Origin of the sequence: Bradyrhizobium huanghuaihaiense, assembly GCF_007830635.1 — a bacterium.
Classification (GTDB): Bacteria; Pseudomonadota; Alphaproteobacteria; order Rhizobiales; family Xanthobacteraceae; genus Bradyrhizobium; species Bradyrhizobium huanghuaihaiense.
Window position 1 is genome coordinate 1 of sequence record NZ_VLLA01000057.1, and the last position, 16,088, is coordinate 16,088.

The window sequence follows — 16,088 nt, forward strand, 5'->3', positions numbered from 1 at the left end:
AACGCCTTCAAATCGACCGGCGTCTCGGCCGATGTCTTGTCATGCCCAAACACGCCGGCGGCGCCTTCCAGGAGCTGGTTTTTCCAGATCGTGATCTGGTTCGGATGAACATCAAACAGTTGCGCCAGCTCCGCCAGTGTCTTGTCTCCTTTGACCGCAGCCAAAGCAACCTTCGCCTTGAATGCCGGAGAATGCGTCCGGCGGCTCTTCTTCGTCATCTTCGCTCCTGATTCGCAGCAAGAATCCTCGCCGCTGTCAGGCAGAAAATCCACTCAAGCTACTGTCCGAATTTGCGAGGCCAGCTCTCTCATCGCCGAGGTGATGGTGCTGCACGACCGGCCGGGCTTCGCGCCCTACGTCGAACGCCTGGAGCGGGAGCTTGCCGCTATGCAGTCGAAGGATGACGTGATGACACGCGCGCGGCGGCGGCTTGCTGCCCGCGGCGCAAACGATAACGGCAAGTCCAAGGTAGCTGCGTGAACAACAGCCCCGCGTCGCCCGCCAAATATCTGCAGCGCGACCTTTAGTGTCACGCCCGAAAAATCTCACTACTCATCACACACTACGAACGGAGGAATTGTGTGCAGCCACAACTCAATTTCCACCACAACTTCAGAGAGCCGGTCAAGATCCCCGGCTCGTTCAACCTGTATTACGATCCGGTTCAGGTCGACCGGCAACTGACTAAGCTTCTGATCGAGGGAGACCCGGAATATGAAAATCCTCGCCACTCATTCGCCGCTCGGTGCTGACGTTGCCCTTGCGGACGTCGAAGTCTGCGAAGGGGTGAAGTTGTTCGGCGTGCGCATTGTGCGTGCGGCCGATGGATCGCATCGAGCTTACGCGCGCGGGGCTGCGCTTTCGCCCGCGATGGTCGAATCAATTTCATCTCTCGTTTTAGAGGGCGATTGCCAACATGCGGGCCACGCTTAAGCGCATTATCCACCTTCGTCGCAGCCTTATTGCTTACGGATACCGTCCCGTCGCGTGTAGTGGCAAAGCCGCTGTCATGGGTAACTGGCAGCGCTCGCGGTGGTCCGCTGCGCAAATGGAAGGCATCGCTCGCAACTATCCGGACGCCACAAATACGGGTCTGCTCTGCGGCGAACTTGTGGGGCTTGATGTCGACACGCCGGACGCTGAGACTGCCGACGCTATCCGCGCGATGGTGATGGAGTTGCCGGGGTCGGACAGAGCGCCGTATCGGATGGGCAAGGCACCGAAGACCCTGTTCGCATTCCGCGCCACCGAGCCTCGCGAGAAGCGCGCAACAGGCGCCTACCTGATCAACGGCGCCAAGTGTCAGGTCGAGGCGTTTGGTGAACGCACGCAATTCGTGGCGTTCGGAACGCATCCCGATACGGGCCGACCTTACGAATGGTTCAACGGTTCGCCGGCCGAAACACCGTTGGCCGAGCTTCCGGAAATCACACCAGAGGCGATCGACGAATTGTTGGCTCGGGCGGAGGCGTACTTCGCCGAGCGCGGGACGCTGATTAAGCCAGCCAGCAAAGCCAGTGACCGCGGCCCGGTGGTAGTCGATAGTGACCACCCGTGGGCTGACACATCAACGCCGCGCGTTGGCTAGCCTCGATGCATGGGTGCCGGAGCTTGGACTCGAAGATCTGCGCAAGTACCAGGGCGGCTTCCACGCTGTTGCATCCTTCCGCCCCTCGATCAACTCGAAGGTGAAGAAGCGAGGCCGCGCGCTGAATATCCAGCCCAGTGGTATTGTCGATTATTCGGCTGGAAACGCCGGCTACTCGCCGATCAACATGGTTTCAGTCAGCCTCAGCATGTCCGCGTCAGAGGCCGCCGAGTGGCTGCGTAAACGAGTTGGCGGCGGCGATGACACCAAGCCAGTCAGCGTTGCTCGTCTTCTTACTCAACCCGCCAGGCGTGCCGCAGCGCGTCGATCAACATCAACTTTGTCCTGAAGGGCGATTGCTGAATGCAAAATGCAATTAAAACCGACGCGTCCAATTCAACCGTTGAAGCCCGCGATGAGGAGCCTGTCGCAGCCAACGACAACAAACCCGCATCTAATCCCGGCACTTCGGTAACCGAGGATAGTGTTGCGTATATATTCGCGAGCACCTATCGAGACACGCTGCGCTTCTGCCACTCCACTGGCGCGTGGTTTGAATGGGATGGTTCGTACTGGCGCAGGAACGAAGTCGGCCTTGCGGCTCACCATGTTAGGGTGATGGCCCGCGATATGTCACAGGGCCTGTCTCCGAAGGCGCTCGCGACTATACGAAAGCGTTCATTCGCTTCAGGAGTCGAGGGGTTCGCTCGCAATGACCCAACCTTCGCCGTCACGATCGAGGCTTGGGACCGCGACCCGTTTCTGCTCGGAACGCCAGACGGCACCGTTGATCTGCGTACAGGGAAAATGCGCGCTGCCGACCCTGCAGATGGCATTACCAAACTAACGTCCACCGCGCCGTCTGCCCAGGCAGACTGTCCACTTTGGTTGCGATTTCTTCAAGACGCGACTGGCGGCGACGGTGAAATGATCCGCTTTCTGCAGCAGTGGTGCGGCTACTGCCTTACGGGCGACACGCGCGAACATGCACTTGTCTTTGTGCATGGCGACGGCGGTAATGGGAAATCGGTTTTTCTCAACACCACTAGCTATATTCTGCACGATTATGCGACTACGGCGTCAATGGACACGTTCGTTGCCAGCCGCAGTGACAGACACCCGACAGACTTGGCGATGTTGCGCGGTGCGCGTCTAGTCAGCGCCAGCGAGACAGAGGAGGGCAGGGCTTGGGCCGAGTCGCGAATAAAACAGATGACGGGCGGCGATGCGATTTCAGCGCGCTTTATGAGGCAGGACTTCTTTACGTTCCAGCCGCAATTCAAACTGTTTGTGGTTGGAAACCACCAGCCAGCACTGCATAGCGTCGACGCCGCAGCCCGGCGGCGATTCAACATCGTGCCGTTCACGCGAAAGCCGACGAAGCCGGATCGTGAACTTGAAGCAAAGCTTCGCGGTGAGGCGCCCGCCATTCTGCGGTGGATGGTTGATGGGTGCCGGGACTGGCAGCGCAATGGTTTGGTGCGACCTGCATCTATTGTTGAGGCGACCGAAACGTATTTTGCCGAGCAAGACACGTTCGGCCAGTGGCTGAAGGATGCTTGCCGAGTTGAGCCGGACAATCGTAGCATCTCAGACTTCGTCGCGGATCTGTTCAAATCGTGGACCGATTATGCTGAAGCATCTGGCGAGCGCCCCGGAAGCCAGAAGGGATTTGTCCAGTCGCTGACCAAGAGTGGCTTCAAGAAGGGGCAAAGGGTACGCGGCGGACAACTCTATATCGGACTGCAACTGCTTAGGCAGGCCGAGAAAGAACCTAGCGTGCGCGATTGAGCACGGATCGCGCACGGGAAAACGAAATGATTTCAATGGTCGGTGCTACGTGTGCGACATGTGCGCGATTTTTCCATTATAGGCGCTTCGCGCGCGCGTGTAGAGAGTCATACGTGAAAATCACGCACATCGCGCACACCGCGCACGGCGGCGGGGTCTAGCTGATCTCTCCCGCCGTTCACATAGGGACCCGCGCCCCCAGGAAAACATCTCCGAGTGCAAAATGAAAACCAAAACATGGGGCGGGGATATAGCAAATCCCTTGGATCCCGCGAGCCGCCCGAACCAGTGGCCGAGTTACGTATAACTTTTTTTGATTGTTTGATTATTCGATCGGCACGCAGATGCCGACGCACAAGACCGCAGAAGCGGTCAGGTACGCTCGTCACGAGAGACAACCAATGCAACACGCAAACGACAACGACCAACCCATAGCAGCCGACCATGTTACCGAGGTCCGCCCGCGCCCTGGCGAGCTGAACCGCATTCTACACCGCCGCTTCCCCGGTATGGGGCCGGCCCATGGCTGGCAATTGGATGCGGCGGCGAGGGCGACGTTTAATGCGGATATGTCCAAGTGGTTTGGTTTGGACGGGCGATGGCATTCAACTGCCGAGCAATATCGCCAGAGCAAAGGCAAGCGCCGCACCAAACAGGCGGCCACCCCCAACAAGCCCGGCAAGCCCGCCAGGCCAGAGCTACTGGATTGGCAGCAGGACGTGGGCGCACCGTACTCCAGGTGGTCGCATGCAGTTGCGGAGGGCGCTGAATTTCTTGCGGGCCGCACCGCCCCGGCGACAAGCGGCATTCGGCTCATGCAATTCGGTGCCGTTGAGGACGCCATGATCCGGGCAATCGACGCCAAGCGATTCCTGACGCAGGTGGCCAATGATAATGAGCCCGACATTCGCAGGAACAGGCCGCGCCGGAGGAAAATCGCGCTGGCGGCTTAAAATCCAGTTTTCGCCATAGTTGGGAACGTATCACCTTGAAGACCACGATTTGTGGTCTGACGTGACGTGCACTCGGCGCGCTGGCCACCACCCGGCGTCGCCACTTTTTCCCGGCCCTGAGCCGCGAAGCCGCTGCATGCGGCGTTTTATTTAACCCTCCAATCGCAATTTCCAATCCTGAAAGGAGAGCGGCCCCAATGGCCACTTGGAATCACGTGCTCGACGCGATCGAGCGTCATCTTGATTTCCCGCGCTCGCGAAGCACCGGAATCGCCAGGCGTTTGCAGGAAGCCGGAATCTTGCCTTCCGGCGCACCGGGCGTTGCGCCTGAGCTAGACGAGGACAATGTTCTCGACCTCGTTGTTGCGCTCGCCTCTGACACCGAGTTGCACACCGCTGTTGACGCGGTCCGCGCCTACCACGCGATGACACCCGGTAGTGTCAACCTGGATGGGGCCCCGCAGTCGATTCCCAACGCGCCGATCGCTGTTGCGATTTTGGTCGAGGACGCACGCACTGGCGTCGCGGAGGCGCGAAAATCTCAGGTTGCCGTATCCTGCAATTGTAGAGCCGTCGCGATTCACAAACCTGATGGGTCGGTCAGTCGCTTCAGTCAGCCGGGCGCTCATTGCGCTCACTGGCAATCCAATGGCCATCACAAGTCAGTCACCATCAACGTCGCCGCTGTGGCCGGTATCATTGATGCATTGTTTGGAAAGGTTGTTGCCTAATGGCTCCGTTGAAGACGAAGACCACCGACGAATTCCGCGTCCCCAGCCTCGCGGAGGCCGACAGCTCGTACGCCGACCTGATCGCGAAACGCGTGGAATTGGAGCAGAGAGACTCTAAGCTCAACAGCGAGCGCTCGAAACTGCGCGGTAAGATCGAGGCGGGCAGGGCGGCTTTTGGGAAACATATCTCGCCCGGCGTGGCCGCGCTGCTTGGTGACGATCCTACTGACAGCATTGCCGATCTGTCGCGGCAGCTCCGCGAAGTCACCACGGAGATAGCAAACATCGAGTCAGCGCGGGAGGTCCTGCATAGGCGCACAGACGAAGCGCGGAACGTAGCCTCCAAGCTCGTGTGCTTCACCGTGATGCCAGAGTACCAGCGCCGTTTGGGTGCGGTATGTGAGGCCGCTCGCGCGTTGGAAGCAGCCAAGCCCGAGAAAAGCACGACGCGCTGCTGGACGATCTGGAGCGCGAGGATGTGCGCCTCGGTTATCTGCGGCCAGTGCGCGCGCACTTCTTGGGCGATCGGCGCGAAGGCCGCGCTTTTTACTTTTTGAAGGAAGTGAAGGAGGCGGGCCACAATGTCTAAGGGATCCGAACGCACTTCCGATGTGGCCGACCGAAAGCCAGTTCGGCGCCGTGTAAAGATGCCTGGCGAAAGCCGACACTCCGAGTGCTCGGACTCACCAGCCGTGATTGCGCGCAAGTTGATGCAAGCGAAACGCGAGAAACGATTGCGGGTGACGCAACGCAATGGCTGAAACCATCTCAGGATTCGCGATTTCCTGGAATCGGCCGGCCATCATCGCGGGGCTCTTCGAGGAACGCTTCGCGCGCGGCGCATTCGACAAGCACATCGCGCAAAATCCAGACGTCGCCGCGCTTTGCAGTCATGATGTCAGCAGGCCTCTGGGGCGCATCAGCAACGGCACCCTCAAACTACGTTCGGATAACGTCGGACTCTACTACTCGTTAGAGCCGCATCCTGATGCGCCTTTAGGGCAGGAGGCCTTGGCACTGTCAACGAGGTGAGCGTGTCGTTTACTCCAGTTGTCGAGGAGTGGGACGACGGTGGCGACATTCCGAAGCGCCTCATCACCGAGGCCAAACTTTTCGAGATCAGCTTGGTCCTGTGGGGAGCCTACGGCAAGGACACCTCAGCTCAGATCAGTCGAGCATCCAGCAACAACCAGGCAGCACGACGGCGCGTTGAAGCGAAGATGCGGGCCCGCGGCATCCTTTAAGCGCAGGGGGAGGGGTGGGTCAGATCCCTCCCACTGCCGCCACTAGCTACCGGCGGCCCCCCATTTCACGCGCATCTGCAATTCGGACCCCCAGGGGCAAAATGCCACGACCAAGAAAGCCGGCCGCCAAGGCGCTGGTTGAAGGCCGGCACATCATCAATGCTGGCCGCTATAAACGCAACGATCCAACCGGTGCCGAAATCGGCGCTCCACCCACTTGGCTAAACGAGCAACAGGCCAATGCATGGCGTGAATTCGCCAGCGAGTTGCCATGGCTCAATGCATCTCACCGTTGTCTTGTCTCCATCGCATCAGTCTTGCGCGCTCGCCTGCAAAGCGGCGCGGAGATGGGTACAAAATCGCTCAGCCTACTGAGGCTGTGCCTAAGCAGTATGGGCGCGACACCGGCCGATGCGAGCAAGATCAGTTGGGCGCCGGCAGAGGAGGCGGACGATTTACTTGACTAAAACTCACGGACACTCCGGCAGAGCTAGTAGGTTATCGTTGTAGTAGCCGTCAGCGTGAGTTCGAACATATTTTCCGTTCGGGCCGCTAACGACGCCAACGTCCGCGCGCTTACCGCCGACCAACGTAAAGAATGTATTGGTCCCGTTCTCGATCGATCGAATGACCTCCGATCTCGGCCACACCAACCACACGCCTCCGAATGCGACATACTGGCAATTGCTGGCGTCGAAGGGGGATGCTGGCGCCACGGGCTCAACCGGTGCTGCGGGGGCCAACGCCCCCACGTATGGCGGCACTTCGACCACGTCGCTCGCTATCGGCACCGGATCCAAAGCGTTCACCACGCAGGCCGGCCTCGCCTATCAGAATGGCGCTCGCGTGCGGGCTAGCTCGGCGGCGAACACGGCGAATTGGATGGAAGGCCTCGTCACCTACAGCGGCACGACGCTGACCATGACGTCCGACAAGACCGGCGGCAGCGGCACGCTCGCGGACTGGAACTTCAACGTGGTGGGCCAGCCTGGGGCTGGTGATCTGTCGAGCGCCAACAATCTGTCGGACGTGGCGAGTGCTCAAACGTCACGTGGCAATCTCGGGGTTCTGTCTCCGCCGCAAGGTCGCCTGACCCTGGTGAGCGCAACGCCCGTGATGACGACGACGCAGAGCGCCAAAACGACGCTGTACTATGCGCTCTACAACGGCAATCAGGTGCCAATCTATGACGGCACCAAACTCACGATGACGACATTTGCCGAGTTGTCGATCGCGACGACCGACATCACCAAGAACCCCGCGGCGATCGGCGCCAGCAAGGTCAATGACTGGTTTGTCTGGAACGACAGCGGTACGCTGCGGCTGCCTCACGGTCCCGACTGGACAAGCGACACGGTGCGCTCGGCTGGAACGGCGTTGGGCCAGGTCAATGGTATCTGGCTCAACAATCAAGCCATCACCAATGGGCCGGCAGCGTGGCGCGGAGGCACCACGCGCAGCAATGCATCGTCGCAACTTGATTGGATTCTTGGCGGTTCGGGGTCTGGCGGTGTGGCTGGGTACCTCGGCGTGTGGAATGCCTATAACCGCGTGACGGCATCCGCAGCGGCGATCGATAGCGGCCTCGCATACACCTATTCCAGCGCGACCGTGAGGCAGGCGAGAGCGTCCGCAGGCAATCAGGTGTCGGCTGTATTCGGGCTGGCCGAAGATGCGACGCAGATTTCGTATGCATCACGCATTGGTCTGGTCACGAACTCAGCAGCCGCGGTTTCCGGTATTGGCGTGGATGCGACCAACGTTTTCATTGGTCAGGGGGTTCTTGCAGGCGGACGAATACTACTCAGGTCGGTGGAGCAGCCGCGTACGCGGCTCCGCCACTATTGGGTTTGCACGTGTTCTCAGCCAACGAACAGGGCGATGGCACCAACGCCAACAACATCAACGTGGCAGGTCAGAACGCGCTTAGCGTCCTGGCGAGGATGTAAGATCGGTGCCACCCGTATGGCCTGCGGACGCGCGTCGCGACAAGCCATTCTTTTGTCGGAGTCGCGCACTACTTTTCATTTTTGAAAAATGGAGAAGTAAGGTGGCAATTGGGACAGTGAAGTGGTTCAACCCAACAAAGGGGTATGGGTTCATTCAACCGGATTCCGGCGGCAATGACGTCTTTGTCCACATCTCCGCGGTTGAGAAGGCTGGTTTTACTTCGCTCGCAGAGGGCGCAAAAGTCAGCTTCGACATCGTGAAAAATCGCGGAAAGGAGTCGGCGGAAAATCTACGAATCGAGTGATGCACCACCCATTGTGTTGCTCAACAGAAAGGCCGCAGTGGTACGCCGCTGCGGGCGGCCGAGGAGATCGATCGGAATCGGCCGATGGATAAGGCGCTATTGTTCGCGTGGGCGTGCGCTCTAATCCTCTTGGTACTGTTCGTCGCGCTGTACCTTCCTTGGTAGTAAGTTGCCGATGGCGACTCGCCACGGCGCTGCCTGCGATCCGAGACTGATTGCCAAGTCACCGCCCACAATCCTGGTAGTTGCTCTAGGGCATTCGTCCGGAGGATACGTTGCCCGGTCAGCTTCTCCCTCCCTTGAGGCTGACCGGGCGAAGTTAGTGGCGCGCGCGATAGGGACAGCGCTTTATCGGTCCACCCCAAAGCACCGAGTCACGTGGCCGCTAACGTTCCCGCTGTTTAGGTCGCGCGGCTGCCACCGTGAGCCCGGTGTGATCCTTGAGGCTATCGATTACCTTGAGCGCGGCTTCGAGTTCATCTCGAAGACGCTTCGTAATCCGCAGAATGCCGCTCGCGAGCTCCTCGCGGCTGATTTCTGCACCGTGAGCAACTTTTTCTTCGAGGTCGCGTATAGCTTCGTCGATCTTGTGCAGCGAGAATGTGCTAGGCATCATCCGGCTCCGTCCTGATTAAGGGGCCGGCATCCGCCGACCCGCAGCGTAAAAATGCGTCCGCTACACGGTTTAGTAAAGCGGGTGGTGTTGCGGGAAAATCTGTCCCCATCTCGCGTCTGAGCGCCTCGAATTCGGATAAGGTCGAAAGAGGGCAATCCGCCACCGCGTCCATTTTTGAGCAGATAACTTCAACCCGGGATCGCCAATCGGCCAGCTGTTCTTCAGTTCGCTGTGGCGCGTACGTGTCTTCTGCCGGTGTATGGCTTGGCCTACGGACGTAGTCCGTGAATGCTTGGATTGCCGCTACCACTTCGGTCCTAGGCACGGCGGTTACTCCTATGAGCGGAGCCAGCTCGAACATTTGCAGGCCGAGCACTTTGATATGGCATGCACGCGGGGGCGCGACAACCCACTGGTACTGGTAGGTGCTTCCAGTCCTTCTCAGCGATACTCCTTGGTGGCACCAGGGGGGAATTTTGGGCCCCTCGGGAGCAAAGGTGGCCAGCCCTGCCAATCCAAGGGGCGAAGGCTGGCCACCATCGCTTGCGACGTCACCACACAGGGTAGCTACAGGCCAATGGATGCACATATTCGAGCAGCAAATCACGTCCCTGCGGTCCCAAGCGCTTGCGGTGTTTGCAGCCAATCAGGCCAGCGCGGCCGATCAGTCTTTGAGCCAAGCAGATCGCCAAATCGCGACGTCTAATGCCGAGGAGGCTCGACAGCTTGAAACCCAACCTCGGGCCGAAGGAGGCGCGGAAGATCGCTGCACGCATACGCGCTCTTCTAGGAGAGCCGCGTGTGTGCCAACCGGTTCGGGTGGCATGCCTGTGAGACTTTCGCCAGCGCGCCCGCGCTGCTTGCGGTGTGCGGGTTAGTCATAAAAGGCACTGGGTGCGCTCGCGATAGCTGACGAAAGGGTGACGGACTGTCTTGCTTCAATCACGACCGACAGGCTGCCAGGACTCCAAGTCAGTCTCCGAAAGAGAGACCCCAGCACGGGCAGCATGCTGGGGCGAGACGTTGGGCTGACGCGAGCCAGAAATCGAGCCACGACTCGATCATTATGACCGTGTAAATGTAGAGCAGCATCACGCACCGGTCAAAATCGCACTGCATGACAGTAATCGGCGGTAGGATCTTCGTTCGCGCTTTGAGGTGCAATCCGAGCAAACGCGAGAAAACGGCAGTTGCTAATCGCGCATAAGCAAATCTCACGTCCTGAAAAACGACCAAGTTGCTATCGCAACCAAAGGCTGTCCACCGGAAAGAGACGGCTTCGCTCTCCGCAAATGTCCGGTGGTTGGCTAGGTGCGAGAGGTTTTACATCAAGCGACGTAAGGAGATTTGGGAGCAGGTGCAGGCAGAAATGGCCGTTGGAGAAAGTGCGAGAATTTCTCGCACTTTATCGAAGCCGAAACGGGCCGAGGGAATAAACAATTCGCATCTGCAGCAGGCCATCTCCACTGGTGCCGGTGCGGCGAGTCTCCGCGCCGTAGCCGATTGGAACGAGCGCAAATCGTTTGACGAGCGCCGCCGCGCTGGCGGCCCTGAAGCTCCGTGTCGGGATGCGCAGGGCGGCCGGAAGGAAAAAGCGTTAGCTCGCGGAAGGGGGGTCTTAGCCGTGGAGGCCGTCGCTAGTGGGGATCACGGGCACTCAGCCAGTGAAAGAAGATTGTCTGGCTGAACGCCGTCCGCCGTTGTCTTGATGTATTTGTGCCCGTTGTGTTCGGCCACGACCACGCCAGCCATGAGTCCGTCTTCTTCGACATAGAACTCCCATTCGCCGCTTTCAATGTCTCTGATCGTCTGAACGACAGACTGCTTCCATTGACTTCCGTTTGAATATTCACCTCCGACACTTTCAATCCTCTCGTGGGGATTCATCCTGTCGGTCTTATTGATGCAGCGAACGCGTGCGAGTTTAACCACAGGGCTCTCTCCTTCGTGCTGCAAAGGCTGGGTGACCAGTTTAGCGTTCAGTGGCGGCCCAGGCAGCCCAACCAATCCTGGTAGGGGCCCGGGAGGCTTTTCGCCGATACAACGCGAGGGCCCCCCGCGGGTTGATGCCCCCCCTCGGGGGCGGGGCGGTCAGTTTTGCAGCTCAAGGCGGTAAGGCTGACCACGGAAGTTAGTGGCGCGCGCGATAGGGACAGCGCTTCTTCGGTATGGAGGCGCCGAGTCACGTGGCCGCTAACTTCACCGCGGCGCGGGTGTGGCAGGGACAGCGTCGTTTCGCATGTTTCGCGACGCCGAGTCGCCCCCGCGCCCCCCCCAGGACTGTTGGGCTCAAAAGGCCGATGAGCGCCGCGAGGAACGATTCTACTGGATATGCGCGCGCATTACGCTAATTGATTTGGCCACATTTCCCCACTTAGGATTTGTGGCCGTCATCTGCATTTTTCTGATTCAGATAGTCGCACTTGCCGCCCTGGCCAGAAAATATGCTGATGAGAACATCGCGATAGCGATCGACAAAATCATCGCATCGATTTGCGACAGGTTCGGGTGGAAGTAGGGCGGCGAGATCCTATCCGTAAAAGCCAATCAAAAAACGGATAGCAAAAAACGCCCCTGCGACTACGGCTGCCGTGATGGCTATCGCGAAACCAACCCTAAAGCTTTCGCTCATCAGTTCCCCCTAGGCCGCAGGCACATCCCCCTCCGAAATTGCGTCTGCGGCCTCCGCTGCGACGGTCCGCAATCATGCCGGTCACTGCGGTAGGTGTGCGACTACAAATTCTTGTAGTTGACCAGTTCGTGTTCTCTGGGCTCGAATTGCTGTCGAGCGGACCCTACGCCAGTCGCGAGCCCAATCGCCGGATGGATTGTAGCCATGACGAATGAACCGGATGATCTCATCGGACGTATTGCTGAGATCGAACTAATTGCTGAGATCGAACTAAATGAATCGGCGGCGATCTGTGTTGAGCAGATGGACGACGAAATCACGCTCGTCATTGCAAGCATTGTCGGCGTTCACTTCCAAGTGACAGTCGGAGCAGGCGCTTGAGTTGTCGCGGGCCTTAGCTGTAGCTGCGGAGAATGCGGAAAAATTCCGTAAGTCAGCCAAGACGTAGCGGCTACTTCTTAATCGAGTGCTCTTGCATAAACCGCGCGGCCCTAACGCGCGCTCGCTCCATCATGTCTTCCTTCGCTTTCGCAGTGGCAAGCTCTGATTCAAGCCGCTCGAAGATCGGGAGATAGACTTCACCGCCTTGTGGCGACTGATCCATTAGGATCGCAAGACAATCCAAGCAACGCTCCAGTGTATCGACCGTGATTGGTTCGTCACTGCGGATCGCGAACCGTTTGGTCATCATTCGCCTACGCTGTCCGCGTCAATAGGGAGCTTGCTCCGCTCCCACTCCAATAACTCGGATAGAAGCCAGAACCTGGTGCGGCCACCGAGGCGCGTCGACGGTTGCGGAAAGGCCGCATCGCGCATGCGCCGGAATAGCCAAGTGTTCGATACGCTGCCGTAGCGCTCGCGAACTTGCTTGGCGTTGAGATACTGATCTGTCGCGAGGGCGTTGAGATCAACGGTCGACACGGGCGCCACCGAATCGTTGCTGCCGCCGCACGCTGGAATGGGAGTGTGGCTTTACAATAGGGCAGCACCCACATCCCTATGGACGCGCCGAAGCGCCCCGATAGGTGTGGGCAGCTAGGCCTTCGGTTTCGCCAGCCTCACACCAGGGCCGCCATCGATCGATTGACCATCTGCCAGGAAGATGGCGCCGGCAGATTCGAGGGCGGCGCGGATGGCGGCTATCGAATGACCCGGTGCCGTCGCGTCGGTCTCAACCCTCGTCACGGTGTTTCTGTGCACACCCGATTTCTCCGCAAGGTCTCGAACGGTCCAGTTCAACAAACCGCGCGCCGCCCTAATTTGTGCACTTGTCACCATGGTTAATTCCTGTATAGTGCATTTGTCACCATAGAGGTGATAGATGCACAATAAAGGAACCCGCCCAATGCTGCAAGCCGCCTCATTTCCGTCCGCTGAACGACCCACCACCCTTTCGCAGTTTCTCTACACCCATCGCCGATTGACCGACCTGGCCCGTGGGCCGCTTCCCAGCGAGATCGTTGAGGAGATGACCCACACCGCATGCGGAATTGCGGAGAGGATCCTTGAGGCGCCCGCCGCAGACTGGCGGGATCTGAGCAAGAAAGCCCTGCTGCTGCTCGACGAATTGCCCTACGAGCAGGAGTGGCTCGATCGTATGTGAATGCGGATCGAAATTTGACCCCTCAATCAGTCTATCTCGTGGGCTAACGTCTTGATTTTTCAAGTGCCGGAAAAGTGACCCCGGCGCCGATCGGCGTCGGACCCCCGCGCCGATTCACAGAAGCATGCGAAAACCATCGAGGCTCGCGGCGAAGACGTTGTCCAGCCGCATCAAGAAGCCGGATATACGTCAGTAGTTGTGGCCGTCGATCCTGATCAAGTCGGTCGTTGCAATCGGGCGGGGTCCATATGGGGTCCGGACGCCGATCGGCGTCCCAAGTGCTTGATGGGTCAATGTTCAGCGTCGATTCACAAAGATGTTGGCTGGAGATAGTCCTCGCCGCGAAAGCTGGCCGTACGCCTCACCGATGAGGAGCAGTATTTTGTCTCTGAATCTTCGGTCTATCGGCTGTTGACGGCGAAGCGCGCAGGCACATGCGCCATGCTGTCTTGGCGCGGCAATTGTCGTCATCAGGTTCTCGACAGCTTCCCCATTTAAGTTTAACAAACATACAGGGCTGATCCCCTTGGAAGAACATCCGCTGCCGATGCTCACGGTGCGTGCCTGCCGGCGCTGTAAAGGGCGGTTTGTTGCTGATTGCCCGGCATGTCAGATCGATAGCCCAGGTTCATATTTGAAGAGGACGGATGGATTTCCCCTTGACCAAGTCGGTGCATGAACAATCGGGCAGCACGGGTCCGCAAGAGAGCTCACCCGCGGCTCCGTCTGCAGCCGCGGCGACCTTTGAGCGGCAATTGAGAGAGATCAGCAGTTCAGGTGTGGGTGGTGGAGCAATGCCGGCCGCCGCTGCGCTGCAGCCGGCTCAATCAACGGAGGTTTTGATAGGGAGGCAGTGCAATCAGATCCTTTACTCCGAGGATGCTCGCCTTATCTCGGGGCTTGAGAAGGCCCTTACGAAGGGCGGGGCCGCCAAAGGCACCACCAATAACTATTTACGTGTTCTTCGCGGCTTTGGCCATTGGCTCTCCGCAAATAACAAAAAGGGCATCTCTGCTCGGCTCGACGACAAAAAATCGCTGTCTCAAGATGCGCGCGAGTTCAGCGGAGAGGGTGAGCCCTGGAAACTTCTTACAGCAATAGGTCATCTCCGAAATTCGCAGTCGACCGGCGAAGTCGTGCCGATCACACGCCACGTTGAGGTAAATCCTTATCAGCAGGACGCGGAACTCATCAAAGAGTACCAAAACGAAGTAGCGTCAGAGATGGGCAAGAGGGATGCAACCGCTCTTCGCAATTTCAGCGACTACCTGCGTGACAACAACAAGAAGGGTATTGTTGGTCGGCTTCGCGGCGAGTTGTTAAATGAAGATGTTAAGAGCTATAAGAAAGTCTCCGCTTTTCGTTCGAAAATCGGTGTCGCGCTGGATCGTCTCCGAAAATCGTCGGCCGGCGCTAAGGCGATGGATCTCGAGCGCAATATTGATCCCGAAGACGCGGCCCTGAAGGAGTCGAGGCAGGTCGGCGACGCCGCTGCGCAGCACAGTTCGTCGCAGAAAGCTGGCAGTTGGCCAGAGGAATTGCTTCCTGCGGAAGGCCATGATCAGAATTTGCTTTTGGGGCCGATGGACGAACCCGGCGCGTCGTCCTCGGCGCCGCAGCCGACTCAGTCAACTGGGATTTTGAGAGGGAGGAGGAGACGGCCTCTTTATCCCGAGGATGCTGCCCTTATTTCGGGGCTTGAGAAGGCCCTCATCAAGGGCGGGGCCGCCGAAGGCACCGCCAAGGACCATGTACGTACTCTTCTCAGCTTTGGCCAGAGGCTCTACGCAAATAACAAAGATCCCATTGCTGCTCGGCTCGACGACGAAAAGTCACTGACCGCTGATGCGCGCGAGTTGTTCGAAAAGCGTCCCGCGACACTCCATAGGGCAATAGACCATCTCAGGACCTCGCGGTCGACGGGCGGAATCGTGCCGATCGCAGGCCGCACTGAGTTGCATCCTTATCCCCAGGACGCGGCACTCATCAAAGAGTACAAAAACGAAGTAGCGACAGATGCCGGCAAGAGGGATGCAACTGCTCTTCGCAATTTCAGCGACTACCTGCGTGACAACAACAGGCCGGGCATTGCTGCTGGGCTCGGCACGTCGTTTGATGGAGATGTCGAGAGCTATAGGAAGGTCGCCGGTGCTGATTCCAGGATTGGTGCCGCACTGGCTCGTCTCCGAAAATCGCAGGCCGGCGCTGAGGCGATGGAGCACGAGCGCCATATTGATCCCGAAGAGGCGGCCCTGAGGGAGTCGAGGCGGGTCGGCGACGCCGCTGCGCAGCACATTGCGTCGCAGAAGGGTGGCAGTTGGCCAGAGGAATTGCTTCCTGCGGAAGGCCATGATCAGGATTTGCTTTTGGGGCTGATGGATGAACCCGGCCCGTCGTCCTCGGCGCCGCAGTCGGCTCAGTCAACTTGGATTGTGATAGGGAAGAGGAAGCAGCCTCTTTATTCCGTGGATGCTCCCCTTATTTCGGGGCTTGAGAGGGCCCTCATCAAGGGCGGGTTCAGCAAATCCGCTGCCGAGCAGCACGGAGGTTCTCTTCGTAGCTTTAGCCGTTGGCTTTTCGCAAAAGAAAAACCGAGCATTCGTGATCGGCTCGACAATAAGTCGCTGACCGATGGCGGTGAGGTGCTCGAGTTCACCGGAGAGGGTAATCCAAAGA

Annotated in this window: 22 protein-coding genes and 2 pseudogenes; 16 read left to right on the forward strand and 8 right to left on the reverse strand. The window is 58.8% G+C overall.

What is annotated here, in order from left to right:
- The coding region (locus IQ16_RS43305) for an IS3 family transposase (protein WP_018648304.1) at window positions 1-218 on the reverse strand (218 nt) is incomplete at its 3' end.
- A gap of 103 nt (window positions 219-321) precedes the next feature.
- On the opposite strand from IQ16_RS43305, the gene IQ16_RS46240 reads away from it, so the two are divergent.
- The 10 genes and pseudogenes from IQ16_RS46240 (at window position 322) to IQ16_RS43360 (ending at window position 6,774) form a co-directional block, all read left to right on the forward strand.
- Entirely contained in the window at window positions 322-480 is a 159-nt protein-coding gene (locus tag IQ16_RS46240; RefSeq protein WP_016846393.1) for a hypothetical protein, read from the forward strand.
- Between the two features lie 234 nt (window positions 481-714).
- Complete coding sequence (locus IQ16_RS43315) at window positions 715-933, forward strand: hypothetical protein (RefSeq protein WP_129964954.1); 219 nt, start codon at window positions 715-717, stop codon at window positions 931-933.
- A complete protein-coding gene (locus IQ16_RS43320; protein ID WP_011090970.1) occupies window positions 917-1,588 on the forward strand; it encodes a bifunctional DNA primase/polymerase in 672 nt (223 codons plus the stop codon). Before IQ16_RS43315 ends, IQ16_RS43320 begins: the two co-directional genes overlap by 17 nt.
- Before the next feature lie 13 nt (window positions 1,589-1,601).
- A complete protein-coding gene (locus IQ16_RS43325) occupies window positions 1,602-1,937 on the forward strand; it encodes a hypothetical protein (RefSeq protein WP_161536874.1) in 336 nt (111 codons plus the stop codon).
- Between the two features lie 14 nt (window positions 1,938-1,951).
- On the forward strand, window positions 1,952-3,379 hold the full coding sequence (locus tag IQ16_RS43330; protein WP_011090968.1) for a phage/plasmid primase, P4 family: 1,428 nt from the start codon (window positions 1,952-1,954) through the stop codon (window positions 3,377-3,379).
- 401 nt (window positions 3,380-3,780) lie between these two features.
- Window positions 3,781-4,332, forward strand: coding sequence for a hypothetical protein (locus IQ16_RS43335; RefSeq protein WP_014498619.1), 552 nt, complete (start codon window positions 3,781-3,783; stop codon window positions 4,330-4,332).
- 197 nt (window positions 4,333-4,529) lie between these two features.
- Complete coding sequence (locus IQ16_RS43340) at window positions 4,530-5,063, forward strand: hypothetical protein (RefSeq protein ID WP_011090966.1); 534 nt, start codon at window positions 4,530-4,532, stop codon at window positions 5,061-5,063.
- 8 nt (window positions 5,064-5,071) lie between these two features.
- Entirely contained in the window at window positions 5,072-5,620 is a 549-nt protein-coding gene (locus tag IQ16_RS46245) for a hypothetical protein (RefSeq protein WP_223153797.1), read from the forward strand.
- 196 nt (window positions 5,621-5,816) lie between these two features.
- Window positions 5,817-6,307 (forward strand): annotated as a pseudogene (locus IQ16_RS47135) (HK97 family phage prohead protease).
- Between the two features lie 101 nt (window positions 6,308-6,408).
- Window positions 6,409-6,774, forward strand: coding sequence for a hypothetical protein (locus IQ16_RS43360; RefSeq protein ID WP_014498622.1), 366 nt, complete (start codon window positions 6,409-6,411; stop codon window positions 6,772-6,774).
- Between the two features lie 3 nt (window positions 6,775-6,777).
- Here the strand turns inward: IQ16_RS43360 and IQ16_RS43365 are convergent, their stop codons facing one another.
- Window positions 6,778-7,023, reverse strand: a complete 246-nt coding sequence (locus IQ16_RS43365) for a DUF3892 domain-containing protein (protein ID WP_309248086.1) — start codon at window positions 7,021-7,023, stop codon at window positions 6,778-6,780.
- On the opposite strand from IQ16_RS43365, the gene IQ16_RS43370 reads away from it, so the two are divergent.
- Both IQ16_RS43370 and IQ16_RS43375 read left to right on the forward strand, forming a co-directional pair.
- Window positions 6,935-8,341, forward strand: a complete 1,407-nt coding sequence (locus IQ16_RS43370) for a hypothetical protein (RefSeq protein WP_011090961.1) — start codon at window positions 6,935-6,937, stop codon at window positions 8,339-8,341. The genes IQ16_RS43365 and IQ16_RS43370 overlap by 89 nt on opposite strands.
- 16 nt (window positions 8,342-8,357) lie before the next feature.
- Window positions 8,358-8,561 (forward strand): cold-shock protein, encoded by a 204-nt coding sequence (locus tag IQ16_RS43375; protein ID WP_011090960.1) that lies wholly within the window; start codon window positions 8,358-8,360, stop codon window positions 8,559-8,561.
- A 385-nt stretch (window positions 8,562-8,946) separates the two neighbouring features.
- On the opposite strand, the gene IQ16_RS43380 is transcribed toward IQ16_RS43375, so the two are convergent.
- The 3 genes from IQ16_RS43380 to IQ16_RS43400 all read right to left on the reverse strand — a co-directional run bounded on the left by IQ16_RS43380 (window position 8,947) and on the right by IQ16_RS43400 (window position 11,109).
- Entirely contained in the window at window positions 8,947-9,174 is a 228-nt protein-coding gene (locus IQ16_RS43380; RefSeq protein ID WP_223153796.1) for a hypothetical protein, read from the reverse strand.
- A 554-nt stretch (window positions 9,175-9,728) separates the two neighbouring features.
- Window positions 9,729-9,953 carry a hypothetical protein gene (locus IQ16_RS45425; RefSeq protein ID WP_154694125.1) on the reverse strand — a complete coding sequence of 75 codons (225 nt, stop codon included), beginning with the start codon at window positions 9,951-9,953 and terminating at the stop codon, window positions 9,729-9,731.
- Window positions 9,954-10,824: 871 nt separating this feature from the next.
- The gene (locus IQ16_RS43400) at window positions 10,825-11,109 is read right to left on the reverse strand and encodes a DUF3892 domain-containing protein (protein ID WP_011090958.1); all 285 of its coding nucleotides are present in this window, start codon (window positions 11,107-11,109) and stop codon (window positions 10,825-10,827) included.
- A gap of 307 nt (window positions 11,110-11,416) precedes the next feature.
- Here IQ16_RS43400 and IQ16_RS43405 point away from each other — a divergent pair, with 307 nt between their 5' ends.
- Together IQ16_RS43405 and IQ16_RS43410 are read left to right on the forward strand one after the other, a co-directional pair.
- Complete coding sequence (locus IQ16_RS43405; protein ID WP_014498626.1) at window positions 11,417-11,695, forward strand: hypothetical protein; 279 nt, start codon at window positions 11,417-11,419, stop codon at window positions 11,693-11,695.
- A 318-nt stretch (window positions 11,696-12,013) separates the two neighbouring features.
- Window positions 12,014-12,190 carry a hypothetical protein gene (locus IQ16_RS43410; protein ID WP_244636089.1) on the forward strand — a complete coding sequence of 59 codons (177 nt, stop codon included), beginning with the start codon at window positions 12,014-12,016 and terminating at the stop codon, window positions 12,188-12,190.
- Window positions 12,191-12,260: 70 nt separating this feature from the next.
- On the opposite strand, the gene IQ16_RS43415 is transcribed toward IQ16_RS43410, so the two are convergent.
- From IQ16_RS43415 to IQ16_RS43425, 3 genes are all read right to left on the reverse strand, one after another.
- A complete protein-coding gene (locus IQ16_RS43415) occupies window positions 12,261-12,500 on the reverse strand; it encodes a hypothetical protein (RefSeq protein WP_016846398.1) in 240 nt (79 codons plus the stop codon).
- Entirely contained in the window at window positions 12,497-12,730 is a 234-nt protein-coding gene (locus IQ16_RS43420; RefSeq protein ID WP_223153795.1) for a helix-turn-helix transcriptional regulator, read from the reverse strand. The genes IQ16_RS43415 and IQ16_RS43420 overlap by 4 nt, the downstream gene beginning before the upstream one ends.
- A 114-nt stretch (window positions 12,731-12,844) precedes the next feature.
- Window positions 12,845-13,087, reverse strand: coding sequence for a helix-turn-helix domain-containing protein (locus IQ16_RS43425; protein WP_011090956.1), 243 nt, complete (start codon window positions 13,085-13,087; stop codon window positions 12,845-12,847).
- A 67-nt stretch (window positions 13,088-13,154) separates the two neighbouring features.
- Here IQ16_RS43425 and IQ16_RS43430 point away from each other — a divergent pair, with 67 nt between their 5' ends.
- Window positions 13,155-13,412, forward strand: a complete 258-nt coding sequence (locus tag IQ16_RS43430) for a hypothetical protein (RefSeq protein ID WP_014498629.1) — start codon at window positions 13,155-13,157, stop codon at window positions 13,410-13,412.
- 647 nt (window positions 13,413-14,059) lie between these two features.
- Window positions 14,060-16,088: pseudogene (locus tag IQ16_RS43440) on the forward strand (Ulp1 family isopeptidase); the annotation flags it as partial.